23 protein-coding genes are annotated in these 26,621 nt (G+C 74.0%); 8 read left to right on the plus strand and 15 right to left on the minus strand.

All coding sequences use genetic code 11. The features are described 5' to 3' along the window. Positions 1 to 41 precede the first annotated feature (41 nt). The 9 genes from guaA to groES all read right to left on the minus strand — a co-directional run bounded on the left by guaA (position 42) and on the right by groES (position 12,575). Positions 42 to 1,643 (minus strand): glutamine-hydrolyzing GMP synthase, encoded by a 1,602-nt coding sequence (gene guaA / locus ACYSMR_RS04935; protein ID WP_251334472.1) that lies wholly within the window; start codon positions 1,641 to 1,643, stop codon positions 42 to 44. 32 nt (positions 1,644 to 1,675) lie between these two features. Further along, a complete protein-coding gene (locus ACYSMR_RS04940) occupies positions 1,676 to 2,266 on the minus strand; it encodes a DUF3817 domain-containing protein (RefSeq protein ID WP_461747553.1) in 591 nt (196 codons plus the stop codon). Continuing rightward, positions 2,259 to 3,230: an SURF1 family cytochrome oxidase biogenesis protein gene (locus ACYSMR_RS04945; RefSeq protein WP_461747554.1), complete on the minus strand. Its 972-nt coding sequence runs from the start codon at positions 3,228 to 3,230 to the stop codon at positions 2,259 to 2,261. The genes ACYSMR_RS04940 and ACYSMR_RS04945 overlap by 8 nt, the downstream gene beginning before the upstream one ends. A 91-nt stretch (positions 3,231 to 3,321) precedes the next feature. After that, positions 3,322 to 4,443 carry a GuaB3 family IMP dehydrogenase-related protein gene (locus tag ACYSMR_RS04950; RefSeq protein WP_251334469.1) on the minus strand — a complete coding sequence of 374 codons (1,122 nt, stop codon included), beginning with the start codon at positions 4,441 to 4,443 and terminating at the stop codon, positions 3,322 to 3,324. Positions 4,444 to 4,486: 43 nt separating this feature from the next. Further along, positions 4,487 to 6,013: an IMP dehydrogenase gene (gene guaB, locus ACYSMR_RS04955; RefSeq protein WP_461747555.1), complete on the minus strand. Its 1,527-nt coding sequence runs from the start codon at positions 6,011 to 6,013 to the stop codon at positions 4,487 to 4,489. Positions 6,014 to 6,103: 90 nt separating this feature from the next. Further along, positions 6,104 to 8,203, minus strand: a complete 2,100-nt coding sequence (locus tag ACYSMR_RS04960; protein ID WP_461747556.1) for an acyltransferase family protein — start codon at positions 8,201 to 8,203, stop codon at positions 6,104 to 6,106. 99 nt (positions 8,204 to 8,302) lie between these two features. Then, positions 8,303 to 10,360: an acyltransferase family protein gene (locus ACYSMR_RS04965; protein ID WP_461747557.1), complete on the minus strand. Its 2,058-nt coding sequence runs from the start codon at positions 10,358 to 10,360 to the stop codon at positions 8,303 to 8,305. 161 nt (positions 10,361 to 10,521) lie between these two features. Then, positions 10,522 to 12,135, minus strand: coding sequence for a chaperonin GroEL (gene groL / locus ACYSMR_RS04970; protein ID WP_461747558.1), 1,614 nt, complete (start codon positions 12,133 to 12,135; stop codon positions 10,522 to 10,524). A 143-nt stretch (positions 12,136 to 12,278) separates the two neighbouring features. Beyond that, positions 12,279 to 12,575 (minus strand): co-chaperone GroES, encoded by a 297-nt coding sequence (gene groES / locus ACYSMR_RS04975; protein ID WP_251333006.1) that lies wholly within the window; start codon positions 12,573 to 12,575, stop codon positions 12,279 to 12,281. 431 nt (positions 12,576 to 13,006) lie between these two features. Between groES and ACYSMR_RS04980 the strand changes: the two genes are divergently transcribed. The 6 genes from ACYSMR_RS04980 to ACYSMR_RS05005 all read left to right on the plus strand — a co-directional run bounded on the left by ACYSMR_RS04980 (position 13,007) and on the right by ACYSMR_RS05005 (position 19,467). Beyond that, positions 13,007 to 13,969 (plus strand): siderophore ABC transporter substrate-binding protein, encoded by a 963-nt coding sequence (locus tag ACYSMR_RS04980; RefSeq protein WP_461747559.1) that lies wholly within the window; start codon positions 13,007 to 13,009, stop codon positions 13,967 to 13,969. 148 nt (positions 13,970 to 14,117) lie between these two features. Continuing rightward, positions 14,118 to 15,194, plus strand: coding sequence for an ABC transporter permease (locus tag ACYSMR_RS04985; RefSeq protein WP_461747560.1), 1,077 nt, complete (start codon positions 14,118 to 14,120; stop codon positions 15,192 to 15,194). Next, complete coding sequence (locus tag ACYSMR_RS04990; protein WP_461747561.1) at positions 15,191 to 16,204, plus strand: iron chelate uptake ABC transporter family permease subunit; 1,014 nt, start codon at positions 15,191 to 15,193, stop codon at positions 16,202 to 16,204. The genes ACYSMR_RS04985 and ACYSMR_RS04990 overlap by 4 nt, the downstream gene beginning before the upstream one ends. Before the next feature lie 26 nt (positions 16,205 to 16,230). Further along, entirely contained in the window at positions 16,231 to 16,989 is a 759-nt protein-coding gene (locus ACYSMR_RS04995; RefSeq protein ID WP_251333002.1) for an iron ABC transporter ATP-binding protein, read from the plus strand. Between the two features lie 7 nt (positions 16,990 to 16,996). After that, the gene (locus tag ACYSMR_RS05000) at positions 16,997 to 18,250 is read left to right on the plus strand and encodes a THUMP-like domain-containing protein (protein WP_461747562.1); all 1,254 of its coding nucleotides are present in this window, start codon (positions 16,997 to 16,999) and stop codon (positions 18,248 to 18,250) included. 71 nt (positions 18,251 to 18,321) lie between these two features. Further along, entirely contained in the window at positions 18,322 to 19,467 is a 1,146-nt protein-coding gene (locus tag ACYSMR_RS05005) for a glutamate--cysteine ligase (protein WP_309126294.1), read from the plus strand. A gap of 26 nt (positions 19,468 to 19,493) precedes the next feature. On the opposite strand, the gene tsaD is transcribed toward ACYSMR_RS05005, so the two are convergent. The 5 genes from tsaD to alr form a co-directional block, all read right to left on the minus strand. Further along, positions 19,494 to 20,591, minus strand: a complete 1,098-nt coding sequence (gene tsaD / locus ACYSMR_RS05010; protein WP_461747563.1) for a tRNA (adenosine(37)-N6)-threonylcarbamoyltransferase complex transferase subunit TsaD — start codon at positions 20,589 to 20,591, stop codon at positions 19,494 to 19,496. After that, positions 20,588 to 21,076: a ribosomal protein S18-alanine N-acetyltransferase gene (gene rimI / locus ACYSMR_RS05015; protein WP_461748007.1), complete on the minus strand. Its 489-nt coding sequence runs from the start codon at positions 21,074 to 21,076 to the stop codon at positions 20,588 to 20,590. The genes tsaD and rimI overlap by 4 nt, the downstream gene beginning before the upstream one ends. Positions 21,077 to 21,108: 32 nt before the next feature. Then, complete coding sequence (tsaB, locus tag ACYSMR_RS05020; RefSeq protein WP_461747564.1) at positions 21,109 to 21,786, minus strand: tRNA (adenosine(37)-N6)-threonylcarbamoyltransferase complex dimerization subunit type 1 TsaB; 678 nt, start codon at positions 21,784 to 21,786, stop codon at positions 21,109 to 21,111. A 100-nt stretch (positions 21,787 to 21,886) separates the two neighbouring features. Then, positions 21,887 to 22,456 carry a tRNA (adenosine(37)-N6)-threonylcarbamoyltransferase complex ATPase subunit type 1 TsaE gene (tsaE, locus tag ACYSMR_RS05025; RefSeq protein WP_461747565.1) on the minus strand — a complete coding sequence of 190 codons (570 nt, stop codon included), beginning with the start codon at positions 22,454 to 22,456 and terminating at the stop codon, positions 21,887 to 21,889. Continuing rightward, positions 22,453 to 23,679 carry an alanine racemase gene (alr, locus tag ACYSMR_RS05030; RefSeq protein ID WP_374238477.1) on the minus strand — a complete coding sequence of 409 codons (1,227 nt, stop codon included), beginning with the start codon at positions 23,677 to 23,679 and terminating at the stop codon, positions 22,453 to 22,455. Before alr ends, tsaE begins: the two co-directional genes overlap by 4 nt. A 127-nt stretch (positions 23,680 to 23,806) precedes the next feature. Here alr and ACYSMR_RS05035 point away from each other — a divergent pair, with 127 nt between their 5' ends. Both ACYSMR_RS05035 and ACYSMR_RS05040 read left to right on the plus strand, forming a co-directional pair. After that, the gene (locus ACYSMR_RS05035; RefSeq protein WP_461747566.1) at positions 23,807 to 25,096 is read left to right on the plus strand and encodes a glycosyltransferase; all 1,290 of its coding nucleotides are present in this window, start codon (positions 23,807 to 23,809) and stop codon (positions 25,094 to 25,096) included. Continuing rightward, positions 25,093 to 25,881 carry a phosphatase gene (locus tag ACYSMR_RS05040; protein WP_461747567.1) on the plus strand — a complete coding sequence of 263 codons (789 nt, stop codon included), beginning with the start codon at positions 25,093 to 25,095 and terminating at the stop codon, positions 25,879 to 25,881. The genes ACYSMR_RS05035 and ACYSMR_RS05040 overlap by 4 nt, the downstream gene beginning before the upstream one ends. Before the next feature lie 37 nt (positions 25,882 to 25,918). Here the strand turns inward: ACYSMR_RS05040 and ACYSMR_RS05045 are convergent, their stop codons facing one another. Further along, positions 25,919 to 26,458, minus strand: a complete 540-nt coding sequence (locus ACYSMR_RS05045; protein WP_461747568.1) for a hypothetical protein — start codon at positions 26,456 to 26,458, stop codon at positions 25,919 to 25,921. Positions 26,459 to 26,621: the final 163 nt, after the last annotated feature.

Below are 26,621 nucleotides of genomic sequence, written 5' to 3' on the forward strand. Positions count from 1 at the left end.
TCAGCTGGTGGTTCCTCGCCCGTGCGGGGCAGGCGCGGGGCCTACTCCCACTCGATGGTGCCCGGGGGCTTGGACGTGACGTCCAGGACCACCCGGTTGACCTCTTCGACCTCGTTGGTGATCCGGTTGGAGATGCGGGCCAGCAGGTCGTACGGCAGGCGGGACCAGTCGGCGGTCATCGCGTCCTCGCTCGAGACGGGGCGCAGCACGATCGGGTGGCCGTAGGTGCGGCCGTCGCCCTGCACGCCCACCGAGCGGACGTCGGCGAGCAGCACGACCGGCATCTGCCACACCTCGTCGTCGAGCCCGGCGCGGGTGAGCTCCTCCCGGGCGATCGCGTCGGCGCGGCGGAGGATGGCGAGGTTGTGCTCGGTGACCTCCCCGATGATGCGGATGCCCAGCCCGGGGCCGGGGAACGGCTGGCGGCCGACGATCTCGTGCGGCAGCCCGAGCTCCCGGCCCACGGCCCGCACCTCGTCCTTGAACAGGGTGCGCAGGGGCTCCACGAGCTCGAACTGCAGGTCCTCGGGCAGGCCGCCGACGTTGTGGTGGCTCTTGATGTTGGCGGCGCCCTCCCCGCCCCCGGACTCGACGACGTCCGGGTAGAGGGTGCCCTGCACGAGGAAGCGCACGGGCTCGCCCTCCCGGGCGGCGGCCTTCGCGACCTCCTCGGCGGCGGCCTCGAAGGAGCGGATGAACTCCCGGCCGATGATCTTGCGCTTCTGCTCGGGGTCGGTGACGCCGGCGAGCGCGGTGAGGAAGCGCTCCTTCTCCTCGGCCACGTAGAGGTTCACGCCGGTCGCGGCCACGAAGTCCTTCTCGACCTGCTCCGCCTCGCCCTCGCGCAGCAGCCCGTGGTCCACGAACACGCAGGTGAGCTGGTCGCCCACGGCGCGCTGGACGAGGGCGGCGGCCACGGCGGAGTCCACGCCCCCGGAGAGCCCGCAGATCACGGAGGCCGAGCCGACCTGCTCGCGGATCCGCTGGACGTGCTCCTCGATGATGTTGCCGGTCGACCACGTGGGCTCGACGCGGGCGCCGTCGAAGAGGAAGTGCTCCAGGACCTTCTGCCCGTGCACGGAGTGCTTGACCTCGGGGTGCCACTGCACCCCGTAGAGCCGGCGGTCCTCGTCGGCGAACGCCGCGACCGGGGTGGTCTCGGTGGAGGCGAGGACCTCGAAGCCCGCGGGCGCCTCGACCACGGAGTCGCCGTGGCTCATCCACACGGTCTGGGAGGCGGGCGAGCCCTCGAGGATCGAGGCGGCCTCGGAGGCGCCGACCGTGGTCGCGGTCGTGGCGCCGTACTCGCGGGCGCCCGTGTGCGCCACGGTCCCGCCGAGCGCCTGGGCCATGGCCTGGAATCCGTAGCAGATGCCGAAGACGGGCACGCCCGCTTCGAAGAGGGCGGGGTCCTGCCGGGGGGCGTCCTCGGCGTAGACCGACGCGGGCCCGCCGGAGAGGATGATCGCGGCGGGGTTCTTCGCGAGGATCTGCTCGGTGGACCAGGTGTGCGGGACGATCTCGGAGTAGACGCTGGCCTCGCGGACCCGGCGGGCGATCAGCTGCGCGTACTGCGCGCCGTAGTCGACCACCAGGACCGGGCGTTGCTCCAGCTCGGTACGGGTCTCAGGTGTTTCGGTCACGCCCTCCAGTCTAGGCCAGGGGCGGGACGGGCTCAGTACCGCTTGGCGGCCCGGGGGTTCGCCCGCAGCTCCGCGGCGGTGGAGGCGTGGATCTTGCGCTCCACGACGAAGGACAGGAACGGCACCACGCCGCCGAGGGCCATGACGACCAGCTGGGGGAAGGGCCAGCGCATGAGCGTCCAGATCCGGAAGCAGGAGACGAGGTAGACCACGTAGAACCAGCCGTGGACGATGAGGATCCAGGTGGAGATGTTCACCCCGCCCGCGAGGTTCTCCAGCTCCAGGTTCTGCCAGCCCAGGGGCACGGTCCGGCCCGTGAGCTGGTCCGTGCCGCCGGCGACGAGGTCGTGGCCGAAGCCGTAGCGGGTGATCATCTCCGCGACGAGCAGCAGCAGGAACGTCCCGGAGATCCAGGCGCAGACCATGTAGAACTTCAGGGCGCCGCGAATCTGCGCCTCGGTGCCGCCGAAGCGGCGGCGCGGCTGGAGGGCGGCGGCGCGGCCGGGCACGCGGCCGGGGGCCCCGGCGCGCTCCGGCGCGGCGTCCTCGGGGAGGGAAACCCGCACCCCGTCGGTGCGCTCCTTCGGGGCGGGCGAGGGGCTCGGGTGCGTGGGGTCAGTCATAGTGGGCTCCGGTCCTGTCCTGGGTCCTGTCCTGGGTCCTGTCCTGGGTGGCGCCGCGGGGCTGGTCGTCGAACCAGTAGTGCTCCCCCGCCTCGGGGTCGTAGTAGTAGTAGCGCCCGCTGGCGTCGTCGTAGAAGTAGTCGCCGTCGAAGTAGAAGTACTCGCCGGGATCCTGGCCGCGCAGGTGCTCGTCGCGCACGAACCGCCACCAGATGTAGAGGGCGAACCCGGCGAAGACGACCCACTCGACGGCGTAGAAGAGGTTGAGCAGGTCGAGGGACTCGTCCGTGGGCTGCTGGTCGATCTCGAGCCGCGACAGCTCCGGGCTCAGCAGCTCGGGCTGCGCGGCGAGGGCGCCGCCGTCGTCGAGCTGGAAGGCCCCGGCGGCGGGGTTCTCCGCGAACGCGGCCACGAACCCGGGGTAGACGGGGACGTCCCACAGGTTCGTCAGCTGCGCCGGGGAGACCGACCCCACCTGCCCGCGGGGCAGCCCGGGCGCGGGCAGCGGTCCCTCGGGGGGCAGGTAGCGGCCGACGACGTCGACGGCGCCCACCGGCTCGTCCGGCACCGCGGCGGGGTCGGCGGTCCAGCCGCGCGCCACGGCCACCGTGAGGTCGCCGCCGGCGGCCGGCCACTGCCCGGCCGTGCCGGGCAGGGTCAGCGCGGAGACGACCCACCAGCCTTCGGCGCCGTCCTGCAGCCGCCCGGGCACCAGGACCGTGGAGCCGTCCCGGTACGCACCGGTCGCGGTGACGAGCTGGTCGGCCTGCGCGGCGCTCACGGCGGCGCCCGCCCCGGCCGCCTCGGCGAGCGGGCGGGCGACGTCCTTGGCGGGGTCGGCCACCGTGCGGGACTCCTCGCCGGAGCGCAGCTGCCACTGGCTCAGCAGCACGAACGCCACGGCCGCCCCCAGGCACAGCACCAGGACGAGGAGCGAGCGGGGGCGCAGGGCGGTCTTGAGCACCCGTCAAGGCTAGTGCGCCTTCCTGGGCGTTCGCCAATCCCGGGCCGCGCCGGGGCGCGCCGGCGCGGCGCGGCCCGCGGCCCGGGCCGGCTCAGCCTCGGATGACGACCTCGGCGCGCTGGAACTCCTTGAGCTCCAGGTAGCCGGTGGTGGCCATGGAGCGGCGCAGGGCGCCCACGAGGTTGGACGTCCCGTCCACGTGCCGGGAGGGACCGTGGAGGACCTCCTGCAGGGGGCCCACGGTGCCCACGCGGGTGCGCAGCCCGCGCGGGAGGTCCCCGTGGTGGGCCTCGGCGCCCCAGTGCCAGCCCTGGCCGGGGGACTCCTCGGCCCGGGCGAGGGCGGTGCCGAGCATCACGGCGTCGGCGCCCATGGCGAGGGCCTTGACGATGTCCCCGGACACGCCGACCCCGCCGTCGGCGATGACGTGCACGTAGCGCCCGCCCGACTCGTCGAGGTAGTCGCGGCGGGCGGCCGCGACGTCGGAGATCGCGCTCGCCATCGCGGCGTGGATGCCCAGGGTCGTCTGCGTGCGCAGGGACGCGCCGCCGCCGAAGCCCACGAGCACGCCGGCCGCGCCGGTGCGCATGAGGTGCAGCGCGGGCGTGTACCCGGCGGCGCCGCCCACGATGACGGGCACGTCGAGGTCGTAGATGAACTTCTTGAGGTCCAGCGGCTCCTGGGTGCGGGAGACGTGCTCGGCGGAGACCGTGGTCCCGCGGATCACGAACACGTCCACACCGGCGTCCAGGACGGCCCGGTAGTGCTCGGCCGTGCGCTGCGGGGTCAGGGACCCGGCCACGATCACGCCCGCGTCCCGGATCTGCGCGAGCCGGGCGGTGATCAGCTCCGGGCGCACGGGCGCCTCGTAGAGCTCCTGCATCCGGCGGGTCGTGGCGGGGGCGTCGTCGACCGACAGGCCGGCGATCTCGTCGAGCACCGGCTGCGGGTCCTCGTAGCGGGTCCACAGCCCCTCGAGGTCGAGCACGCCCAGTCCCCCGGCCCGGCCCAGGGCGATCGCCGTCGCGGGGGACGTGACCGAGTCCATGGGGGCGCCCAGGAACGGGATGGAGAACCGGAAGGCGTCGATCTGCCAGTCGGTGGAGACGTCCTGGGGGTCGCGGGTGCGGCGCGAGGGGACGAGGGCGATCTCGTCGAGGGAGTAGGTGCGGCGGGCGCGCTTCGACCGGCCGATCTCGATGTCGTAGCTCATGGGGTCCTTTCCGAACGGGTGCCGCGGGCCCGCGGCACCGTGCTCAGCGCTTGTAGTTGGGCGCCTCGACGGTCATCGTGATGTCGTGCGCGTGGGACTCCTTGAGCCCGGCCGAGGTGATCCGCACGAACCGGCCCTTGGTCTTGAGCTCGGCGATGTCGTGCGCGCCGACGTAGAACATGGTCTGGCGCAGGCCGCCGTCGAGCTGGTGGACCATGGCCGAGAGCGGGCCGCGGTAGGGGACCTGGCCCTCGATGCCCTCGGGGATGAGCTTCTCGTCGCTGGCGACGTCGGCTTGGAAGTAGCGGTCCTTGGAGTAGGACGTGTTCTTCCCGCGGGACTGCATGGCCCCCAGGGAGCCCATGCCGCGGTAGGTCTTGAACTGCTTGCCGTTGACGAACACGAGCTCCCCCGGGGACTCGTCGCAGCCGGCCAGCAGGGAGCCGAGCATCACGGAGTCCGCGCCGGCCACGAGGGCCTTGCCGATCTCCCCGGAGTGCTGCAGGCCGCCGTCGGCGATGATGGGCACGTCGGCGGGGATCGCGGCCTTCGCCGCCTCGTTGACCGCGGTGATCTGGGGCACTCCCACGCCGGCGATGATGCGGGTGGTGCAGATGGAGCCCGGGCCCACGCCCACCTTCACGGCGTCCGCGCCGGCGTCGACGATCGCCTGCGCGCCCGCGCGGGTGGCCGCCTGGCCGCCGACGACGTCGACGTGGGAGGCCGCCGGCTCGGCCTTGAGGCGCGCGATCATCTCCAGCACGCCCTGGGAGTGCCCGTTGGCGGTGTCGATGAACAGGGCGTCCACGCCCGCCTCCACCAGCGTCATGGCGCGCTCGAAGCCGTCGCCGAAGAAGCCGACCGCCGCGCCGACGCGCAGCCGGCCCTCGTCGTCCTTGGTGGCCCGCGGGTACTGCTCGGCCTTCGTGAAGTCCTTGATGGTGATCAGCCCGGTGAGCCGGCCGTCGTCGTCGACGAGCGGGAGCTTCTCGATCTTGTTGGAGGCCAGCAGCCGGTGGGCGTCCTCCTTGGCCATCCCCACCTTGCCGGTGATCAGGGGCATCGGCGTCATGATCTCGTGCACCCGGCAGCGCGGGAAGTCGCTCTCGGGCAGGTAGCGGGTGTCGCGGTTGGTGATGATGCCCAGCAGCTTCTGGTCGGCGTCGACCACGGGCAGGCCGGAGACCTTGAAGTAGCCGCACAGCCGGTCCAGCTCCTCGAGCGTGGCGTCCGGGGAGATGGTCACGGGGTCGGTGATCATCCCGGACTCGCTGCGCTTGACGCGGTCGACGTGCGCGGCCTGGTCCTGGATGGACAGGTTGCGGTGGATCACGCCGAGCCCGCCCTGGCGGGCCATGGCGATGGCCATCGGGGACTCGGTGACGGTGTCCATGGCGGCGGACAGCAGCGGCGCCTCGAGACTGATGCGGCGGGAGAGCCGGGTGCGCGTCGACGCCTCGGACGGGATGACGTCGGTGTTGCCCGGCAGCAGCAGCACGTCGTCGTAGGTCAGGCCGGTGAACCCGAACGGGTCCTCGGACAGGGCGGTGGGGACGGCGGGATCCGACACGGTGGGGCCTTTCAGCAGGTGGGGAGTCCCGACCATTCTACGGGCCCGTCCGCGTCGCGGGACCCGGCGGGCGCCCGGCTGTGGGAGGTCTCACGGGCGGGTGGGCAGCTCGATCCCGTCCGTGGCCAGCGCGGCGTCGACCCGCTGGGCGAACGCCGGGGCCAGGGTGCCGGCGTACTCGGCGCTGAGGTGGTCGTCGTCCCAGTACACCCAGACGTTGCCGATCGCCGGCCGGCAGGTGCGCTCCGGGCAGATCAGATCCCCCAGGTCGGCGGTCGACGCCCGCGGCAGCTCGTCCGCGAGCCCGGCCATCGGGTTCGCCGTGCGCAGCACCGGGTGCTCCGCCGTGCACTCGGGGGCCTCCATGCCGTGCTCCATCGCGCACCGGGCGGGCCTCATTTCGAACCGCGGCGTGTCCCGCAGCCCCAGGAACGGAATCCCCCGTGCGTCCAGAGAGCGGATCCGGTCCGCCATGCCCGCAGGGAGACTCTCCCCGGTGGTGCTGGTCAGAGTCCCGGAGCCGATGACGAGATCGGGCCGGACGGTCTCCAGCACGGACTCCACCCCGTCCAGCCACGGGGCGCAGCGCTCGTGGTGCAGCTGCTCCTCGTGGGTCGAGTAGTAGCACCCCGGGGCCACGTAGGCGATCACCCGCCAGCCCCTCTCCTCCGCCATGCGCCGGACGGCGGGCACCCAATGCTGGACGTGGCTGCTGCCCAGGAGCAGGACCGTGGCGACCGGCGCGTCCTGGGCCGCGCTCTCGAAGCAGTAGGGGCGGCGGGCCGGGTCGATGCCGAGGGAGTCGGGGCACGGCGGCCCGGCAGAGGTCCAGTGCTCGGTGCCGTCCGCGAGGACGGGCACGGTGGGGGCCCCGGGGTCGCCGCGGTATGTGAAGCCGGGCAGCAGTGCGGCGGCACCCGGGTTGTTGCGGTCCGCCGACGCCTCGATCTCGGCGGCCCGGCGTGCGTCCGCCTGCTGGACCGCGACCACGGGCACGGCGACCAGGCCGACGCACACCACGACCACCAGGGCGAGCCGGGCCCGGGTCCGCTCCGGCCACGCCCAGGCCTTCAGCGGCTTCTCGACCCAGCGGGTGAGCGCCACCGCGGCCACCACGCACACGACCACCAGCACCACCCCGGAGCGGGGGCCTGCCGTCGGCCGGTCGCGGAGCACCAGATACGTGATCAATAGCGGCCAGTGGATCAGGTACAGCGCGTAGGCGGAGGACCCCAGGGCGGTCAGCGGCCGCGAGGACAGGACCCGGTCCAGGCCGAACGGCGAGCCGGACTGGCCGGCGACGATGATTGCCGCGGCCGAGGCCAGCGGCCACAGCGCGATCCACCCGGGGAAGGCCCCCTGGACGTCGACCAGCACCCCGACGCTGATCATGCTCAGCAGGCCCAGCCAGCCCAGCACCACCCGCACGGGCCGGGAGAGCCGGACGAACGGCACCGCCAGGGCCAGCAGGGACCCCAGGGCGAACTCCCACAGCCGGGTACGGGTGTCGAAGTAGGCGAACTGCTGCTGGGTGGCCGTCGAGTGCACCGACCAGGCCAGCGAGACGACGAAGACCGTCCCGAAGGCCACCGCGAGCACCGGCACCAGCCGCAGACGGGTCCGGCGGGTGATCAGCGCGGCCGCGGCGAAGACCAGCGGCCACAGCAGGAACACCTGCCCCTGCACCGACAACGACCAGAAGTGCTGGAACGGCGAGGCCGTGGAGTGGTCGACCGCGTAGTAGTCCACGGCGTTGAAGGCCAGAGCCCAGTTCTGGACGTAGAGCACCGAGGAGAGGGCCTCCGAGCGCCACTGCCCGATGTCGTAGTCGGGGTAGAACAGCTCGACCAGCAACAAGGTGCCCAGGATGATCAGCACGGCCAAGGGCAGCAACCGCTTGAACACGTGCAACCAGTACCGGCCCAGCCCCAGCGGCCGGCCCGACTGGAGCTTGCGGGTGAAGGACAGGGTCAGGAAGAACGCCGAGATCAGCAGGAAGACGTCCACCCCGCCCGAGACCCGGCCGAGGAACACGTGGTACACGACCACCAGCAGCACCGCCACCGCCCGCAGGCCCTCGACCTCGGGGCGGAATCCTGCGTACGGGTCGACCCGGGAGGCGTGATCCTCACCGGTGGTGGGGGGTACAGCGGCCTGGGATCCGGTGGCAGGTCCGAGCACGGTGGTCATGGGCACCTCCTGGGGATGCCGCACCAGGGGGGGGGAGGGGCGCGGGCGTGACCCCAGGACTCTACCTCACGGTCCGCGCGGGACGCGGGAGCCGGCGGCTCACCAGCCGGCGGCAGTCAGGCGCTCCTCGACCGCCGGCCCCATGGTGCGGGTGTAGGTCCAGGTCAGATGGTGGGGGTCCATGAAGACGTACACGTTGCCCACCACGGGCCGGCAGGTCCCGTCCGGGCAGATGAGGTCGGTGAGGTCCAGGGAGGTGAACCCCGGCCGGCCCGCGAGGACGTCCGCCGGGTTGATGGGGGCCAGGACCTGCCCGACCGCCACCTGGCATTGCGGGTCGTCGGGGCCGTGGCGTTCCGCGCACTCGTAGGGATTGAAGTCGAGCCGGGGGTTGTCGCGGAAGCCGACGACGTCGATCCCCTGGCCAGTGAGGCGGTCGACGAGCTCGGGGAAGCCCTCGATCACGCGCTCGGCGGAGCCGTCCATCCGGGCAGCGTAGGTGGACGTGGTGAGCACGGCGTCCGGGGCGATCTGCTCGACGTAGGCCAGGGCCGCGTCGTCGGCCTCCTTGCACGCGTCTCCCTCCGGGCGCACGCCGAAGGGGCACCCGGGCTGCAGCACGGCGACCACCTGCCAGTTGCGCTCCTCCGCCATGGGCAGCAGCGCGCCCATGAACTGCTCCATGTGGGAGTTGCCGACCACCGCGATTGTGCGCTCGGGGTCCTGCACGGCCGGGGTCTGGCGGCAGTACTCCACGAGGGCCTCCTGCTCCGGGGTGAACTTCCCGGCGCAGGGCTCCGGCAGGCCCACCCACTCCTTCTTCAGCTCGGACGCCAGGGGCAGGGTGGGGGCCTCCCGGTCGGCCTGGTCCTGGTGGCCCGGGAGGAGGGAGGCGGCGCCGGGGTTGTTCCGGCCCATCTCCGCCGCCGCGTGGGCGGCCTCCCGCTGGAGACCGGCGTGCCACGTGCTCAGCGGCGCCGCCACCAGGAGCACCGCCACGCCGATCACGGCCAGCGAGTGCCCCGGCGTGCGCTCCGCCCAGGACCAGGTGCGGGCGGGGCGGTCCACGAACCGGGTCAAGACCCAGCCCAGCGTGAGGGACGCGACGATGATCGCGGCCCCGGAGCGGGGCCCGGCGATCTCGCGGTCGGAGACCACCAGCCACGTGATCAGCAGCGGCCAGTGCACGAGGTACAGGCCGTATGAGAGGTCCCCGAGGCGCACGAGCGGGCCGCTCGCGAGGAACCGGTCGACGCCCCACCGGCTGCCGGTTTCGCCGGCGAGGATCACCAAGGCCGCCGAGACGAGGGGCCATAGGGCCACGTAGCCGGGGAAGCCGCCCTGGACGTCGAGGACGATGCCGCAGATGGCGACGCCGACCAGGCCGATCCAGCCGAGCAGCACGCGCAGGGCCCGCGGCAGGCTCACGTACGGCACCGCCAGGGCCACGAGGGAGGCCAGGGCGAACTCCCACAGCCGGGTACGGGTGTCGAAGTAGGCGAACTGCTGCTGGGTGGCCGTCGAGTGCACCGACCAGGCCAGCGAGACGACGAAGACCGTCCCGAAGGCCACCGCGAGCACCGGCACCAGCCGCAGACGGGTCCGGCGGGTGATCAGCGCGGCCGCGGCGAAGACCAGCGGCCACAGCAGGAACACCTGCCCCTGCACCGACAACGACCAGAAGTGCTGCAGGGGGCTGGCCTGAGAGTGGTCGGCGGCGTAGTAGTCCACGGAGCCGAGGGCGAGCGCCCAGTTCTGGACGTAGAACAGGGTGGCCCAGGCCTGGTCGATGACCGTGGGCCAGCGGGACTCGGGGAAGAACCACCGCACGAGCAGCAGCGTCCCGAGGACGGTGACGACCGCGGCGGGGAGCAGACGTTTGAACAGGTGGGCCCAGTAGCGCCGCAGGCCGACGGGCCGGCCGGTTTCCAGCCTGCGGGTGAAGGAGAGGGTGAGCAGGAACGCGGAGATGAACAGGAACACATCCACCCCGCCCGAGACGCGTCCGAGCCACACGTGGTAGACGACCACGAGGAACACGGCCACCGCGCGCAGGCCCTGGATCTCGGGCCGGTAGCGGCGCTGCTGCTGGGGGACGTCCTCCCCCACCGCCCCGGGGACGGGCGGTCGGGAGTCGGGCTCGCGCAGGACGGTCATGGGGTGCTCCTGGGGACGCCGTGCTGCCGGCTCCCGCGTCGGGGAATGGGGGGAAGGATCCCCCGTACTCTACCGGAGGCGGGACGGGCCCGCCCCACCGACGGCGACGGACCCGCCCCACCGGTGGTGGAACGGGTCCGTCGGCGCCGCGGGGGCGGAGGTCAGTGCTGGTGGCCGTGCTGGTGGCCGTGCTCCGCGGGCTCGGCGGGCTTGTCCGCCACGAGCGTCTCGGTGGTCAGCACGAGCGCCGCGATGGACGCGGCGTTCTGCAGGGCCGAGCGGGTGACCTTCACCGGGTCGATGATGCCCGCGCCGACCATGTCGACGTACTCGCCGGTGGCCGCGTCGTAGCCGTGGCCCAGCTCGAGGTCCGCCACCCGGGACGCCACCACGGCGCCGTCCTGGCCCGCGTTGTCCGCGATCCAGTACAGCGGCTGCTGGAGGGCGCGGCGGACGATCTGGATCGCGGTGGCCGCGTCCCCGGTGAGCCCGAGGTCGCTCTCGTCCAGGACCTTCGCGGCCTGGATGAGGGCCGTGCCGCCGCCGGAGACGATGCCCTGCTCGAGGGCGGCGCGGGTCGAGGACACGGCGTCCTCGATGCGGTGCTTGCGCTCCTTCGCCTCGACCTCGGTGGCCGCGCCGACCTTGATGACCGACACGCCGCCGGCGAGGCGGGCGAGGCGCTCCTGGAGCTTCTCGCGGTCCCACTCGGAGTCGGTGCGCTCGACCTCGGCGCGGATCGCGGCGACCCGCTCCTGGATCTGGGCCTCGGTGCCGCCGCCGTCCACCACGGTGGTGGTGTTCTTGGTGACCGTCACGCGGCGGGCGGTGCCCAGCTGCTCGAGGGTGACCTGCTCGAGGGTGATCCCCAGCTCGGTGGTGATGACCTGGCCGCCGGTGAGCACGGCGAGGTCCTGCAGGATCGCCTTGCGGCGGTCGCCGAAGCCGGGGGCCTTGAGGGCCACGACGTCGAGGGTGCCGCGCAGCTTGTTGACCACGAGGGTGGACAGGGCCTCGCCCTCGACGTCCTCGGCGATGATCGTCAGGGGCTTCTTGGCCTGGAGGACCTTCTCCAGCACCGGCATGATCTCCGGCACGGAGGAGATCTTGCCCTGGTACAGCAGCACCAGGGAGTTCTCCATGACCGCTTCCTGGCGCTCGAGGTCGGTGACGAAGGACGGGGAGAGGTAGCCCTTGTCGAACTGCATGCCCTCGGTGACGTCGAGCTCGACCTCGGTGGAGGAGCCGTCCTCGATGGTGATCACGCCGTCCTTGCCGACCGTGTCGAAGGCCTGGGCGATGAGCTCGCCGATGGCCGGGTCCTGGGCGGAGATCGTCGCGACGTGGGCGACGTTGACGCCCTCGACGGGGCGGGCGTTCTCGAGCAGGCGCTCGGAGACGGCCGCGACGGCCGCCTCGATGCCGCGCTTGAGGCTCAGGGGGTCGGCGCCGGCGGCCACGTTGCGCAGGCCCTCCTTGACCAGGGCCTGGGCGAGGACGGTCGCGGTGGTGGTGCCGTCACCGGCGACGTCGTTGGTCTTGGTCGCGACCTCCTTGGCGAGCTGGGCGCCGAGGTTCTCGTACGCGTCGTCGAGCTCCACCTCGCGGGCGATGGTCACGCCGTCGTTGGTGATGGTCGGTGCGCCCCACTTCTTGTCGAGCACGACGTTGCGCCCGCGCGGGCCGAGGGTGACCTTGACGGTGTCGGCGAGCTTGTTGACGCCGTTCTCGAGGGACTTGCGGGCGGCATCGTTGAATGCCAGCTGCTTGGCCATGGACGATGGCTCCTTCTGGGTGGCTGGGGGTCCAGCGGGGAATTCTGGGGACGGGAGCGGCGAAGGGTGCCGGCCGCGGGCCCGCCGGGAAGCGGGGCGCGCGGCGGGCACCCTTCGTCAGGTCTGCGTGGTGTGCGCCGAGCCTACTTCTCGACGACGGCGAGCACGTCGCGGGCCGGGAGCACCAGGTACTCCTCGCCGCCGTACTTGACCTCGGTCCCGCCGTACTTCGAGAAGATCACGACGTCGCCCTCCTTGACGTCGACCGGGATGCGGTTGCCGGAGTCGTCGACGCGACCCGGGCCCACGGCCAGGACCTTGCCCTCCTGGGGCTTCTCCTTGGCGGTGTCCGGGATAACGAGGCCGGACGCGGTGGTCTGCTCGGCCGCGAGCGGCTGGACGACGATGCGATCCTCGAGGGGCTTGATGGAGACCGACACGATCTCTCCCTTTCTGTAGGCGTGCAAAACGGTGGGCGACCGCGGGCGGGGCCCGCTGTCGTGCTTCGGGCCGGTTGGCGCACCAACCGTCGTCGCGGTGCCGATCGATCGCCTGGCCCTTAGCACCCTCACCCGGAGAGTGCCAAGGCCCACTGTAGGAGCGGCCTGGCAGTCGGTCAAGGCGAGTGCCAGCGCGCCGGAGAGTCCGGCGCCGGAGCGGGACCGCCCTCCGAATTAGGACACGCCGGAGTTGCCCAATGATTTGCCTCACCCGCGGTACACCCTCTAGGTTGAGTGGTAAGGCAACCCTTACCTCGGCCGAGACACGGTGCCCCTCGCGACCTCCTGCGCGCTGCGCGGGCGGGTCGTGCCCATCGGACCCTCGCCGTCGCCCCGCCCGGGCGCCCGCGACCTCTGCACAAAGGAACACCATGACCCGCACCCTCCTGCAGCGCTCCACGGCCGCGCTCACGGCCGTCTCGGCCCTCGCCCTCGCCGGCTGCTCGACCTCCGGCGCCGCGTCCGCCGACGCCCCGGAGAGCTCGGCGGCGGAGACCGTCGCCGTGGAGCACGCCCAGGGCACCACGGACGTCCCCGTCGCCCCCGAGAACGTCATCACCTTCGACCTCGGCGTCCTCGACTCGCTCGAGGCGATCGACGAGGACGTGCAGGGCCTGCCCCAGGCCAACCTGCCGGAGCGGTTCTCGCAGTACGCCACGGACGAGTACGTCAATGCCGGCTCCCTCAAGGAGCCGGACCTCGAGGCCGTGGCCGAGGCCGACCCGGACCTGATCATCATCACCGGGCGCACCGCCGACTTCTACGACGAGCTCTCCGAGATCGCCCCGACCGTGGACCTGTCCATCGACGAGGCCGACGCCCTGGCCTCCTTCACCGAGCAGTCCGAGACGCTCGGGAAGATCTTCGGCAAGGAGGCCGAGGTCGAGGAGAAGCTCACCGCGATCGACGAGCGGATCGCCGAGACCAAGGAGCAGGCCGCGGGCGCGGGCTCCGCGATGTTCCTGCTGACCAACGCCGGTGAGGTCAACGCCTACGGCCCGAACTCGCGCTTCGGCAACATCGTCTTCGACGTGCTGGGCGTCGAGGCCGCCGGCGACGTCCGGGCCGAGGGCACCCACGGCGAGGCCGTCTCCTTCGAGGCGATCGCCGACGCCGCCCCGGACCGCCTCTACGTCCTCGACCGCGACACCGCCGTCGGCCAGTCCGGCGGCGAGGCCGCCCAGCAGGTGCTCGACAACGAGCTCGTCGGCGGCACCCCCGCCGCGCAGCAGGACCGGATCGCCTACCTGGACAGCTCCAGCTGGTACCTGGTCGGCTTCGGCCTGAACAACTTCCCGTCCATGATCACCGAGATCCAGGACTCCCTCTCCTGATCCCGGCCGACGGGCAGGCCCTCGGGGCGCCCCGCGCGGCGATCGCCGCCGTCCGCGCGGGGCGCCGGGCCCGTTCCCGGCCCCGGCGCCCGGCCCCTAGAATCGGAAGGCCCCCGATGACCGCCAACGCGAAACGATGAGCACCGTCGTGACCACACCACCGACCACCGCGACCGCCTGCCCCGGGCCGGCGGACCCGTCGTCGGCCGGCTCCACGTCCGCGGACCCCCGGGCCGCCGCCGCCCGCAACGCCCGCCGCCTCGCCGCGGCGGGCGTCGCCGTGCTCCTGCTGGCCGTGGTGAGCACGTTCGTCGGCGTCCTCGACGTCACCCCCTGGTCCCTGTGGCACCAGCTCGCCACCGGCGACCTCGAGGGCTTCTGGTCCTCCGTGGAGGTCCTCGCCGTCTCCCGCTTCCCCCGCACCGCCTCGGTGGTCCTCGCCGGCCTGGCCCTGGCCGTGGCCGGGCTCATCATGCAGCTCATGGCCCGGAACAAGTTCGTGGAGCCCTCGACCGTCGGCACCGTCGAGTCCGCGCAGGCCGGCCTGCTCGTGGTGACGCTGCTCCTGCCGGCGGCGCCCCTCATGGTGAAGATGGGCTTCGCCTCGGTGTTCGCCGTCGCGGGCACCGGCCTGTTCCTGCTGGTCCTCCAGCGCATCCCCCTGCGCAACACGCTGCTGGTGCCCCTGGTGGGCATCATGCTCGGCAACGTGATCTCCTCGGTCACGACGTTCTTCGCCTACCGCTTCGACCTGCTGCAGAGCCTCAACGCCTGGATGCTCGGGGACTTCTCCGGCGTGATCCGCGGCCGCTACGAGCTGCTGTGGATCGTCCTGGCCCTGACGGTCGTGGGCTACGTCGCCGCCGACCGGTTCACGGTCGCCGGCATGGGCCAGGAGTTCACCACGAACCTCGGCATCGACTACCGCCGGGTGATGGTGCTGGGCATGACGCTCGTGGCGCTGATCTCCGCCGTCGTCGTCGTGACGATCGGCTCCGTGCCGTTCCTCGGCCTCGTGGTCCCCAACCTCGTCTCCATGCTCGTGGGCGACAACGTCCGCCGCACGGTGCCCTGGGTCGCCGTCCTCGGCGCCGGGTTCGTGCTGGCGTGCGACATCATCGCCCGCGTGATCCGCTACCCCTACGAGATCCCCGTGGGCACCATCGTCGCCGTCGTCGGCGGCGTGCTGTTCCTCGCCCTGCTGCTGCGCGGGCGCCACCGATGAGCACGCGGACCTCTCCCCTGCCCGCCGCCCCGGTCCTGCGCCGCCGCGGCCCGCGCACGCCCCTGTCCCCGGCCGCCTGGATCGGGATCCTCGCCGCGCTCGCCGCCGCGTCCGTGGCCGTCTACCTCACGGTGGACCTCAGCGGCAGCCTCGACTACGTCCTGCCCCGGCGGGTCAACCGGGTGCTGACGATGGTCCTCGTCGCGTACGCGGTGGGCGTGTCCACCGTGCTGTTCCAGACGATCACCGACAACCGCATCCTCACGCCGTCCATCATGGGCTTCGACGCGCTGTACATGCTCATCCAGACGGTGCTGGTGTTCGTCATCGGCTCCACGGGCGTGGCCGCCCTCGGCGACGGCACCCGGTTCGGGGCCGAGCTCGTCCTCATGGTCGCGTTCAGCTGGCTGATCTACCGCTGGCTGTTCACCGGCAGCGGCAGGTCCCTGCACCTCGTGCTGCTGGTCGGCATCGTCTTCGGCACCGTGTTCCGCGGGATCTCCTCCCTGCTGCAGCGGCTGCTCGAGCCCAGCGAGTTCATGGTCCTGCAGGACGCGATGTTCGCGTCCTTCGGCAACGTGGACGTCGGCCTGCTGCGCCTGTCCGCGCTGCTCATCGGGCTGGCCACCCTCGTGGTCGTGGCGATGCGCCGCCACCTCGACGTGCTGGCCCTGGGCCGGGACACCGCCGTCAGCCTCGGCGTGGACCACACCCGGGTCGTCACCGGGGTGCTCGTGGTCTGCTCCGTGTTCGTGGGCGTGTGCACCGCCCTGGTCGGGCCGATCACGTTCTTCGGCCTGATCGTCGCCAACGTCGCCTACGCGCTGTGCCGCACCTTCCGCCACCGCCACGTGCTGCCCATGGCCGTCCTGCTGGGCGTCGTCGCCCTCGTGGGCGGGCAGGTGGTCCTCGAGCAGGTGTTCGCGTTCGACACCGCGCTGAGCATCGTCATCGAGTTCGTGGGCGGCGTGCTGTTCCTGGTCATGCTGCTGCGCGGGACCGTCAGATGAGCGCCACAACGAGTAAGGAGTGCACCGTGATCGAACTGACCGGCCTCACCAAGAGGTACGGGTCCCGGACCGTGGTCGACGGCGTTTCGGGGACCATCGAGGCGGGCGGGCTCGTGTCGATCATCGGCGCCAACGGCGCCGGGAAGTCCACCCTCCTGTCCATGGCCGCCCGGCTGCTGCCGATGGATGAGGGCTCGGTCTTCGTGGACGAGCTCGACGTCCTCTCCACCCCGTCCGACCAGCTCGCCCGCAAGCTGTCCATCCTGCGCCAGGAGAACACCCTCAGCGTGCGGCTGAGCGTGCGCGACCTCGTGGCCTTCGGCCGGCACCCGCACACCAAGGGCCGGCCCACCGCCGAGGACCGCGAGCACGTCGAGCGGGCCCTGCGCTACCTCCAGCTCGAGGAGCTCGCGGACCGCTACGTCGACGAGCTCTCCGGCGGGCAGCGCCAGCGCGCGTTCATCGCCATGGTCATCGCCCAGGACACCGACTACGTCCTGCTGGACGAGCCGCTGAACAACCTCGACATGAAGCACGCCGTCGAGATGATGCGCCTGCTGCGGCAGATGGCCCACGACTTCGGCAAGACCGTCGTGCTGGTGATCCACGACATCAACTTCGCGTCCTGCTACTCCGACCGGATCATGGCCATGAAGGACGGGGCCCTGCTCCACCACGGCACCCCCGAGGAGATCATGCGCCCCGAGGTGCTGCGGGAGATCTACGGCATCGACATCCGCGTCGAGGACGTCGGCGGCCACCGCATCGGCATCTACTTCGCCTGAGCCCCCGATGACCTCCGACACCCCCGCGGACCCCCGCGACATCGCGCCCCTGCTCACCGCCGAGGGCATGGCCCTGCTCGACGCGCTCGGGCCCTACGACGAGGCCGACGCCCTGCGCACGGCCTCCCGGCTGCGCGCGGAGGGCCGCTCCCCGGAGCTCGTCTCCGCCGCCCTCACCCAGTCGAAGCTGCGCACCCGCGCCCGCGAGAAGTTCGGCGACTTCGCCGGGCGCATGCTCTTCACCCGGGCCGGGCTCGAGCAGGCCACCCGGCTGCGCGTGGCGGCCCTGCACGCCCGGCGCTTCGCGGCGGCGGGCCTCGCCCACGTCGCGGACCTCGGCTGCGGGATCGGCGCGGACGCGATGGCCCTGGCCGCCCTCGACCGGCGCGTCACGGCGGTCGAGCTCGACGAGACCACCGCCGCGGTCGCCACCCTCAACCTCGCCCCCTTCCCGGAGGCCACGGTCCTGCACGCCGACGCCGCGGCCCTGGACCTGGCCGCCCTGCCGGGCGGGATGCCCGACGGGGTGTGGCTGGACCCGGCGCGGCGCACGACGTCGTCGTCCGGCACCCGGCGGATCTTCGACCCCGAGGCGTTCTCCCCTCCCCTGTCCTTCGTGGAGGCGCTCGCGGCCCGCGGCCTGCCCGTGGGCGTGAAGCTGGGCCCCGGCATCCCCCACGAGGCGGTGCCGCCCGGCTGCGAGGCCCAGTGGGTCTCCGACCGCGGCGACGTCGTGGAGGCGGTGCTGTGGTTCAACGCCGTGGCACGTCCCGGGGTGCGGCGGGCCGCGCTCGTCCTCGGGGAGCACGGCTCCGCGGAGCTGACCAGCCCGCACGACGCCGATCCCGCCCACGAGGACGCCGAGGTGGGCCCGGTGGGCGCGTACCTCCACGAGCCCGACGGCGCGGTGATCCGCGCCGGCCTGGTCGCCGACCTCGCCCGGGACCTCGGGGCGCGGCTGGTCCACCCCCGGATCGCGTACCTGAGCTCGGACGAGCCGGTGCCCACGCCCCTGGCGCGGACCTACCGGGTGCGGGAGGTGCTCCCGCACACCGTCAAGGTGCTCAAGCGGTGGGTCCGGGAGCACGAGGTGGGCACCCTCGAGATCAAGAAGCGCGGCACCGACGTGACGCCCGAGCAGCTGCGCCGCCAGCTCGCGCCCCGCGGCCCGCACCGGGCGACGCTCGTGGTGACCCGCACGCAGGCGGAGCCCGGGGCGCCGGAGCGGCGCGTCGTGCTGGTCGTCGAAACCGTAGACTGAGGGCGCCGCGGGCGATTCCGTCCGCGCCCCGACCGGGCCCCCGCCCGCCGACGCACGTAAGGACCTGCCGCGTGGAGATCTCGTTCGCCCGCTCCGACCAGTCGACGCTGGGCGTCGAGTGGGAAGTCGCCCTCGTGGACGGCACCACCGGTGACCTCGTCCCCCGGGGCCGGGAGACCTACGAGGCGGTCCTCGCGGAGCACCCGGAGTGGGCGGAGGACGGGAACCACCCGCACCTGACGGGCGAGTTCCTGCTCAACACCGTGGAGCTGGTCACCGGGGTGTGCCGGGACGTGGCCGCCTCCACGGAGCAGCTGTCCACGATGATGGACGAGATCCGCCGGGTGGCCGACCCCCGGGGGCTCGAGATCTTCGCCGCCGGCACCCACCCCTTCGCCCGCTGGCAGGATCAGCAGGTCACCGACAAGCAGCGCTACCACAAACTCGTGGACCGCACCCAGTACTGGGGCCGGCAGATGGTCATCTACGGGGTGCACGTGCACGTGGGCCTGGACTCGCGGGCCAAGGCGCTGCCGGTGCTCGACGGGCTGCTCACCTACTACCCGCACCTGCTCGCCCTGTCGGCGAACTCCCCGTACTGGGCCGGCGAGGACACCGGCTACGCGTCCCACCGCTCGATGATCTTCCAGCAGCTGTCCACCGCCGGGCTGCCCTACCAGTTCGGCTCCTGGGACGAGTACGAGCGCTGCGTCGCCGACATGATCGCCACGGGCATCATCGAGGAGCTCAGCGAGTGCCGGTGGGACGTGCGCCCCGTCCCCCGGCTGGGCACGAACGAGGTCCGCTTCTGCGACGGGCTCTCCACCCTGTGGGAGGTCGGGGCGCTGACGGCCCTCACCCAGTGCCTCGTGCACTCCCTGTCCGCGGACGTCGAGGCGGGCCGGGAGCCGGTCCGCCTGCAGCCGTGGCACGTGCGCGAGAACAAGTGGCGCGCGGCCCGCTACGGCCTGGAGGCCCAGGTGATCACCGACTCCCGGAACACGGAGCGGGACCTGTGCGAGGACCTCGCCCTGCTGCTGGACCGGCTCGAGCCGGTCGCCGCGCGGCTGGGCTGCTCGCGCGAGCTCTCCGACGTGGAGCGGATCTTCCGGGACGGCGCCGGCTACCAGCGGCAGCGGGCCGTGGCCGAGGCCCACGACGGCGACCTGCGCGCCGTCGCCCTCGACATCGTCCGCCGCACCCGCGAGAACGCCTGACCGGACGGGGCGGTCGGCCGGCGGGCTCAGACCGACACGGTGGTGACCGGCAGCGAGGAGTCCGCCGCGAAGCCCAGGCCGGAGGGCGCCCGGCCCTGCGCGACGACGCGGGCCGCGAGCGCGGCGACCATGGCGCCGTTGTCCGTGCACAGCGACAGCTTGGGGATCACCAGCTCGACGCCGTGCTCGGCGCAGCGCTGGGCGGTGAGCTCCCGCAGCCGGGAGTTCGCGGCCACGCCGCCGCCCAGCAGCAGGGTGGTCAGCCCGTGTTCGGTGCAGGCGAGCATCGCCTTGCGGGTGACCACGTCGGCCACCGACTCCTGGAAGGACGCGGCGACGTCGGCGACGGGGACCCGCTCCCCCCGCGCCTCGAACGCCTCGACGACGCGGGCCACCGCGGTCTTGAGCCCGGAGAACGAGAAGTCGTAGCGGTGCGGGCCCGGCCGGTCGGCGGAGCCCATGTACTTGCCGGCGGTGAGCCCGCGGGGGAAGCGGAAGGCGGTGGGGTCCCCCGCCCGCGCGGCGGCGTCGATCGCCGGGCCGCCCGGGTAGTCGAGGCCGAGCACGCGGGCGACCTTGTCGTAGGCCTCCCCGGCGGCGTCGTCGATGGTCGCCCCGAGCAGGCGCACGTCCCGGGTGAGGTCGTCGACGGCGAGGATCTCGGTGTGCCCGCCGGAGACGAGCAGGGCCCCGAGGCCGCGGGGCAGCCCCTCGTTGAAGGCTCCCCGGAAGCCCTCGACGGCCGAGTCCTCGAGCACGCCCACGCCCACGTGGGCGACGAGGTGGTTGATGGCGTACAGGGGCTTGCCGGTCGCCACGGCGAGCGCCTTCGCGGCGGCGACGCCCACCATGAGCGCCCCGGCCAGGCCGGGCCCGGAGGTCACGGCGATGGCGTCGAGGTCGTCCAGGCCGACGCCGGCCTCCGCGAGGGCGGCGCGCAGGGTGGGGACCATCGCGTCGAGGTGGGCGCGGGAGGCGATCTCCGGGATCACGCCGCCGAAGCGGACGTGCTCGTCCATCGAGGAGGACACGACGTTGGCGAGCAGGGTGCGCCCGCGCACGACGCCCACGCCGGTCTCGTCGCAGGAGGACTCGATGCCGAGCACCAGGGGTCCGTCGGTCATCGGGGGTCCTCCTCGGGGGTGGTCGCGGGGGTGGCCGCGGGCGCCGTGCCGGGGTCCTCCCCGGGGGGCAGGGCGCAGCGCATGATCAGGGCGTCGGCGCCGTCGCGGTAGTAGCGGGGCCGGACGTGGATCTGCTCGTAGCCGAGGCGGCGGTAGAGCCGCTGGGCGCGGGGGTTGTCGGCGCGAACCTCGAGCAGCATCTCCTGGGCCCCCAGCCGCCGCGCCTGCTCGTGCAGGGTGCGCAGCAGGGCGGAGCCGATGCCGCGGCCCTCGTGCTCGGGGACCACCGCGATGGTCTGGACGTCGCCCACGGGGGGGATGCACATCAGCCCCGCGTAGCCGACGATCGCGCCGTCCAGCTCGGCGACCCAGTACCAGCAGATCGGCTGGGCGAGCTCGGCGAAGAACATCTCGAGCGGCCAGGCGTCGACGGGGAACAGCTGCTGCTCGAGGGCGTGCACCGCCCCCACGTCCTCGGCGGTCATCCGGCGCAGGGCCCAGTCGCCCGCGGCCCCGCTCACGCGCCGGCCCGCTTCCGGGGCCCGGGGACCTTCGCGTCGGACTCGCGCAGGTACAGCGGGGTCGTGTCGGGGTCCAGGGCCTCCCCGCGGGCGGCGCGCCGCACGGCGGCCAGCCCCAGCGACGACGCCGTGGGCTGCGCCTCGGCGAACCCGGGCACCACCCGGGCCAGGCGCTCGGCGTAGAGGCCCGCGCCGCGCCCGTAGGCGGGCAGCCCGGGCAGGTCCTCGGCCGCGGCCACGCCCGGACCCCCGGCCAGCCGGGGGCCGTCCGCGCCGAGGACGAAGCGGGCCCAGTAGACCTCCTTGCGCCGGGCGTCGGTGAGCACGAGGAACTCGTCGTGCCCGGCGTCCCGGGCCGCCGCCGCGGCGTCCTGGGCGACCGCCTCGAGGCTCATCAGCCCGTGCAGCGGCACGTCCCAGGCGAAGGCCAGCGCGCGCGCGGTCGCGATCCCGGCGCGCAGGCCCGTGAAGGGCCCGGGCCCGGTGCCCACGAGCACGGCGTCCACGGCGGTGCCGTCGAGGCCGGCCCCCGCCAGCAGGTCGCGCACGGCCGGGGCCAGGACCTCGGCGTGGGACCGGGTGTCGGGGCTCGCGAAGGATCCGAGGACCTCGCCCCCGCCCGTCACGAGGGCGGCCGAGGCGACGGCGGAGGAGTCCAGGCACAGGAGGAGCACCCGGCCATTGTAGTGCCCCCGCCGCGGGGACGGGCCCGAGGCTCAGCCCTGCCGCGGGACGGGCCCGGGGCTCAGCCCTGCCGCGGGACGGGCCCGGGGCTCAGCCCTGCCGCGGGGGCGGGCCCAGCCGAGGCGGCCCGTCCGCCCAGCGGGGACCGACGCCGGTGAGGGTGATCCGGCGGGGCTCGGCGTCGTCGTCCTCGCCGCCGTCCTCGCCGGTGAGGCCGTCGGCGGGCTCGCCGGGGTCCCCGGGGGTGAGCGGATCGGCGCCCACGGCGCGCTCGATGGTGATCTCCAGGCGGGAGTCCGCGAGGTGCTCCACCTTGCCCGTGCCCCACTCCACCACGGTCACGGCGGCGTCGAGCGTGTCCTCGAGGTCGACGTCGTCCACCTCCGCCGCCGAGGACAGCCGGTAGGCGTCGACGTGGACGAGGTCCGGCCCGCCGACCAGGCTCGGGTGGCGGCGCACCAGCACGAACGTGGGCGAGATGATCCCCTCGCGCACGCCCAGGCCGCGGCCCAGGCCCTGCGTGAAGGTCGTCTTCCCGGCCCCGAGCTCGCCCGTGAGCACGAGCAGGTCCCCGGCGTGCAGCTGGGCCCCGAGGGTCTCGGCGAGCGCCCGGGTCTGCTCGGGCCCGTCCACGAGCAGGCTCCGCGTCCAGGCGCTCACGGGCGCTGCTCCGTGTCCACGTGCACGCGCGGCACCCGCGGGGAGATGCGGGTGACGATCTCGTAGTTGATGGTCCCGGCCGCGTCCGCCCACTCGCTCGCGGAGGGATCGTCCCCCGCCCCGAACAGGACGGCCTCGGCCCCCAGCAGCCCGTGCTCGGGCGCGGACAGCCCCGGCTCCCCGAGGTCCACGACGATCTGGTCCATCGCCACCCGCCCGACCTCCGGGTAGGTGCGGCCCTGGATCCGCACCGGCCCGCCGGTGCCTGCCCGCGGCACGCCGTCGGCGTAGCCGAGGGGGACCAGCGCGAGGGTGGTGGGCCGGTCGGTGACGTAGCGCAGCCCGTAGGAGACCCCCTGCCCCGCCGGGACCTCCTTGACGGCGCTGACGGTGGTGCGCAGCGTCATGGCCGGCACGAGGCCCAGCTGCTCCGGGGTGCGCTCGGCGAAGGGCGAGAGCCCGTAGACGGACACGCCCACCCGGACCATGTCCAGGAGCATCTCCTCGGGCCGCTCGAGCTGCGCGGCGGAGAACAGCCCGGGCGAGTTCGCCGCGTGCCGCAGCCGCGGGCGCAGCCCGGCGGCGCGGGCGGCGTCGACGGCGGCGCGGAACCGGGCGAGCTGCCGGCCGGTCTCGGGGCGGGCGGGCTCGTCGGCCACGGCCAGGTGGGTGAAGATCCCGACGACGCGCACGAGCCCCTGCGCCTCCGCGGCCGCGGCCGCGCGCACCAGCTGCGGCCACAGGTCCTCCGTGGCGCCGTTGCGGCCCAGCCCGGTGTCGATCTTGAGGTGGATCCGGGCGGTCGTGCCGAGGGCGCGGGCGGCCTCCGCGACCGGGGCGAGCTCCCAGCCGCTGACCCCGAGCTCGACGTCCTGCGCCAGCGCGGCACCGAAGTCCGTGTCCACGGTGTGCAGCCACGCCAGGACGGGTGCGCCGATCCCCGCGGCGCGCAGCTGGAGCGCCTCGGCCACGTGGGCGACACCGAGGGCGTCGGCCCCCGCCCCGAGCGCCGCCCGCGCCACGGGCACCGCGCCGTGGCCGTAGGCGTCGGCCTTGACGACGGCCATGAGCCGTGCGGGGGCCGCGACCTCCTTGATCCGGCGCACGTTGTGGCGCACCGCGGCGAGGTCCACGACGGCGCTGCGCTCGGGCCGGGCGGGAGGGGGGAAGACCGCGGCGGGCGCGGGGGGCTGGAGGGGTTCGGCACGGTTCACGGACCCCATTGTCGCACCGGGCGCGGCCGGGCCCGTCGGGCTCGATCCGCACGGCCACGGTGTCGCCGTCGTCCTCGCTCCCGCGCACCCGCGCCGGCACCCGGCACCTGCCCCCGGGGCCGACTACAGTGGGTCCGTGCCCGATGCCGCCCTCCACGTCCTCCTCATCAGCCTGCACACCTCGCCCCTGGAGCAGCCCGGGTCCGGGGACGCCGGGGGGATGAACGTCTACGTCCGCCACCTCGCCGAGGGCCTGGTGGCCGCCGGGCACACCGTGGACATGGCCGTCCTCGACCGCTCCCCGGCCGCCCCGGCCGCCCCGGGGCTGCGGACCCGGATCGTGGGCCCGGGGCTGCGGCTGCTCACCGTGACCCTGCCGGGGGCCGCCGGGGCCGACAAGGAGGACCTGCCCCGCTTCGTCGACTGCTTCGCCGCGGTCCTGGGCAGCGTGGACCGGCGCCCCGACGTCGTGCACGCCCACTACTGGCTCTCCGGGGCCGCCGGCCGCCAGGTCGCCGAGGCCTGGGGCGTGCCCCTGGTCCTGAGCCTGCACACCACCGCGCGGGCCAAGAACCTCCGGGCCGCCCGGGGCGAGGGCTCGGAGCCGGAGGCGCGGGCCGCGGCCGAGACCGAGCTGATCGCCCGCGCGGACCTCACGGTGGTCAACACCGACACCGAGGCCACGCAGATGGTGGAGCTCTACGACGCCGACCCCGAGCGGCTCGCCGTCGTCGCCCCCGGGGTGGACCTGCGGGTCTTCCACCCCCCGCACGGCCCCGCGGACCGTCCGGGCGGACCGGCGGACGGGCAGCCGGGCCCCGGCACGCCCGGGCGGCCCCTGCGGCTGCTGTTCGCCGGCCGGCTGCAGGCGCTCAAGGGCCCGCAGGTGCTGGTGGAGGCGCTCGCCATGCTCCCGGGCCTCGCCCCCGGGCTCGCGGTCGAGCTGGAGATCGCCGGGGTGGGCGCGCCCGGGTTCGCGGCGCGGCTGCGGGAGCGGGTCCGGTCGCTGGGCCTCGGCGGCGCCGTGTCCTTCGCCCCCGCGCTGCCCGCGCCGGAGCTGGCCGAGCGGATGCGCCGCGCCGACCTCGTCGCCGTCCCCTCGTCGTCGGAGACGTTCGGGCTCGTGGCCCTCGAGGCCCAGGCGTGCGGGACGCCCGTGCTGGCCACGGACGTCGACGGGCTGCGCGTCGCCGTCCTGGACGGGGTCACGGGCCGGCTCGTCGCGGACCGCTCCCCGGCGGCCTGGGCGCGCGCGGTCGCTGACCTGGCCCGGGAGCCCGGCGCCCTGCGGCGCGCGGGCGGGGCCGCGGCGTACCGGGCGCGCGCCTACTCCTGGGAGCGCACCGCGCAGATCACGGCCGGGTTCTACGCCCGGGCCGGGATACGCGACGGTAGCCGCGTGTCCCTGAATACACTCGAACGGTGACGACCACCCCCCTCTCCCCCCACGACCTCGCCCGCCACCTCGACGAGCACCGCCTCACCGGACTCGTCGCGACCCGGCGGGAGGCCAACCTGCGCAACATCCAGGGCTTCCTCGACGGCGACCAGCACCAGCACATGGGCGTGGTGCGCACCCGCGAGTGGACCTTCGACGAGGTCTTCGCGCTCATGTGCGAGCGCGTCGGCATCTCCCCCGACCCGGCCCACGTGGAGGGGCAGGACACGATCTCGGCGGCCCTGGCCGTGGCGGGGCTGGAGCGCTACGCGCAGGTCTTCGGGGAGGTCGTCGCCGCCGGCGGGCGCCTGCTCTTCGCCACGGGCCACCCCGCGGGCCTGTTCCCCGTCTACGCGCAGCTGGCGCGCGTGGCCCGCCGGGCCGGGGCCCACCTCGTGCGGGTCCCGGACGGCTTCCCCTTCGAGGACGGCGACGTCCGCCAGATCGAGCACGTCGTGATGGTCGAGCAGTACGGGGGGCTGCGGCACACCCACTTCCCCGGGCCCATGGTCCTCGCCCTGGACAAGCTGCGCCGCGACGGGCAGAACCCGCCCGACCTCGTGGTCGCCGACCACGGCCTCGCGGTCGCGGCCGGCTCCCGCGGGCTGCGGACCGTCGCGATCGCGGACTGCAACGACCCCGGGGTGTTCGTGGCCGAGGCGCAGGGCCAGGTCGAGGTCGCCGTGCCCCTCGACGACAACCTCCCGCCGCGCGTCTACGACCCCGTCACGGCCTTCGTGATCCACCGGGCAGGCCTCGAGGACTACGTCTGAGCCGGCCTCCGGGCCTCCCGGTCCCGGCCCGCCGCGGCTACCGCGGCAGCCCGCGCAGCACGTGCCGGGGCCGCTGCAGCCCGCCGTGCTCGGCCCCCAGCACGATCACGGCGCCGGCGAGCGCGGGGTTGACCCACTGCAGCACCTTGAGCCGGCGCTGGGCGGCGGCCAGCTCGGGCGAGGCACCGGGCCGCGGCTCGGTGGCCCCCTGACCGCCCTCCTCGGCGCGGGCCTCCACCTGGCGTCCCAGGTACCCGGAGTACGCCGAGGCCGCGACGCCGGCCACGGTCACCGCGGCCTTGGCGACGGCGGTCCGCCCGGCGCCCTCGCGGGCGGCGGCCCGGCCCCGGTCGGCCCGGAGCAGCCAGGCGCCGGCGAGCCCGTGGGCGACGAGCGCGGCCGTCTCGACGGGGCGCCACCTCTTCCAGCCCAGCGCGGACAGGCGGGTGCGCTCCCGGGGGTCGCGGGCGGCGCCGGCGGCGCCGTCGACCCCGACGGCGCCCATGAGGGTGCCGCCGAACCAGGCGGCGGCGGTGAGGTCGTGGACGGAACGGGCGAGACGGTCGGCGGTGGTCATCGTGCACTTCCTCGGGGTCGTCGGTGCCGTGGCGGCCGGACGGGCCGGACGGCGGGCGTGGGGGTCCCGTCGTCGCCGAGCAGCGGCGGGAACCGAACGGTCCCCGGGGCGCGACCCGGCCGTTCCCCCACGGACCGGGCCCCCGCACCGGGTGGTGCGGGGG

This window comes from Kocuria sp. U4B, assembly GCF_054875615.1.

What these genes read in the sequence shown, in the direction of transcription:
- ACYSMR_RS04965 (WP_461747557.1), bottom strand. Translation starts at nt 10,360, where the DNA reads ATGACCGTCCTGCGCGAGCCCGACTCCCGACCGCCCGTCCCCGGGGCG.
- ACYSMR_RS05045 (WP_461747568.1), bottom strand. Translation starts at nt 26,458, where the DNA reads ATGACCACCGCCGACCGTCTCGCCCGTTCCGTCCACGACCTCACCGCC.
- groL (WP_461747558.1), bottom strand. Translation starts at nt 12,135, where the DNA reads ATGGCCAAGCAGCTGGCATTCAACGATGCCGCCCGCAAGTCCCTCGAG.
- ACYSMR_RS04950 (WP_251334469.1), bottom strand. Translation starts at nt 4,443, where the DNA reads ATGAGCTACGACATCGAGATCGGCCGGTCGAAGCGCGCCCGCCGCACC.
- ACYSMR_RS04980 (WP_461747559.1), top strand. Translation starts at nt 13,007, where the DNA reads ATGACCCGCACCCTCCTGCAGCGCTCCACGGCCGCGCTCACGGCCGTC.
- ACYSMR_RS05000 (WP_461747562.1), top strand. Translation starts at nt 16,997, where the DNA reads ATGACCTCCGACACCCCCGCGGACCCCCGCGACATCGCGCCCCTGCTC.
- alr (WP_374238477.1), bottom strand. Translation starts at nt 23,679, where the DNA reads ATGGGGTCCGTGAACCGTGCCGAACCCCTCCAGCCCCCCGCGCCCGCC.
- rimI (WP_461748007.1), bottom strand. Translation starts at nt 21,076, where the DNA reads ATGACCGCCGAGGACGTGGGGGCGGTGCACGCCCTCGAGCAGCAGCTG.
- tsaD (WP_461747563.1), bottom strand. Translation starts at nt 20,591, where the DNA reads ATGACCGACGGACCCCTGGTGCTCGGCATCGAGTCCTCCTGCGACGAG.
- ACYSMR_RS04990 (WP_461747561.1), top strand. Translation starts at nt 15,191, where the DNA reads ATGAGCACGCGGACCTCTCCCCTGCCCGCCGCCCCGGTCCTGCGCCGC.
- ACYSMR_RS04960 (WP_461747556.1), bottom strand. Translation starts at nt 8,203, where the DNA reads ATGACCACCGTGCTCGGACCTGCCACCGGATCCCAGGCCGCTGTACCC.
- ACYSMR_RS04940 (WP_461747553.1), bottom strand. Translation starts at nt 2,266, where the DNA reads ATGACTGACCCCACGCACCCGAGCCCCTCGCCCGCCCCGAAGGAGCGC.